The sequence below is a fragment of the Actinosynnema sp. NPDC023658 genome, assembly GCF_040639995.1.
GTDB lineage: Bacteria > Actinomycetota > Actinomycetes > Mycobacteriales > Pseudonocardiaceae > Actinosynnema.
The window spans coordinates 1-1,243 of sequence record NZ_JBFAAX010001368.1; the positions used below are offsets into that span (position 1 = coordinate 1).

A 1,243-nucleotide genomic window follows, 5' to 3' on the forward strand; every position below is an offset into this window, starting at 1 on the left:
ACCACGGCGCGCAGGCCGCCGTTGCGCTCGGCGATGGCCTTCACCGCCCGCTCCGCCGCCCTGGTGTCGGACAGGTCCACCGACTCGAAGTCGGCCACCTCGGCCGACGACGGGGCGGCCTTGTCCAGCACCAGCGGTTGCCCGCCCAACTCGTGCACCGCGTGCACCACGGCCGCGCCCAAGCCGGACGCGCCTCCGGTCACCAACACCTGGCCGAGCATCAGCCCCTCCTCGACAACATCTCGGTGGTCGAACGGCCCCGGTGGTAGGGCACGACGACGGTCCGACCGCCCCAGCCCTTCACCAGGTCCGCTTCCGGCAGAGAATCCACGGTGTAGTCGCCGCCCTTCACCCACACGTCGGGGCGCAGGGTGGACAGCACGCGCTCCGGCGTGTCGTCCTCGAACACGACCACATCGTCCACACATCCCAGCGCGCGCAGCACTTCCACGCGGTCCTGCTCCTTGGTGACCGGTCGTTCCGGCCCCTTCAGGCGGCGCACCGACGCGTCGGAGTTCAGGCACACCACCAGGCAGTCGCCCAGCGACCGGGCGGCGCGCAGCGTGCGGACGTGACCGGCGTGCAGCAGGTCGAAGCACCCGCCGGTGGCCACGACCACGCCACCGCGGGCGCGTACCGCGTCCACAGTGGACAGTTCGTCGACCGGGCGGAACCTGGACGCGCCACCGTGCCGCAGGAAGTCGGCGGCCGACGTGACGCCGGCCGCGACCGCGTCGTCCATCGCCGCGCCGTTCATCAGCCGGATCGCGACGGTGGAGGCGAACCGGTCCCCCGCGCCGCACGGGTCGAGCACCGGGACGCGGGGCGCGGGCACGGCGACCGGCGTGCCGCCGCCGTGCAGCAGCGCGCCGTCCGCGCCGAGCGTCACCACGACGGCCCGCGCCTGCCACCGGTCGCGCAGCACCTCCAGCGCGTCCATCGGGTCGGTGCGCCCGCTGAAGGTCCTGGCCTCGGACGCGTTCGGCGTCACCAGGCGGGCGCCGGGCACCGGGTCGGGGCCGCGCGGGTGCGGGTCCCACACCACCGGGCGACGGGCGAGCACGCCGCGCAGCCGCTCGTCGCGCAGCAGCCCCCGCCCGTAGTCGGAGACCAGCACGTAGTCGGCCTGCAGCACGGCGTCGAGCATGTCGTCGGTGACCTGCGGCGTGCCCGCACCGCCGCCGCGGTCGAGCCGGGCGATCGAGTGCCCGCCCGAGCGCAGCCGCGTCTTGACCGGGGTGGG

The 1,243-nt window shown here is 75.0% G+C and carries 1 protein-coding gene and 1 pseudogene; both read right to left on the reverse strand.

The window, feature by feature from the left end; all coding sequences use genetic code 11:
- A pseudogene (locus tag AB0G02_RS41040) lies at positions 1–221 on the reverse strand (short-chain dehydrogenase); the annotation flags it as partial.
- On the reverse strand, positions 221–1,243 hold a 1,023-nt coding region (gene rfaE2, locus AB0G02_RS41045; RefSeq protein ID WP_360806212.1), incomplete at its 5' end, for a D-glycero-beta-D-manno-heptose 1-phosphate adenylyltransferase. The gene rfaE2 and the pseudogene AB0G02_RS41040, both read right to left, overlap by 1 nt.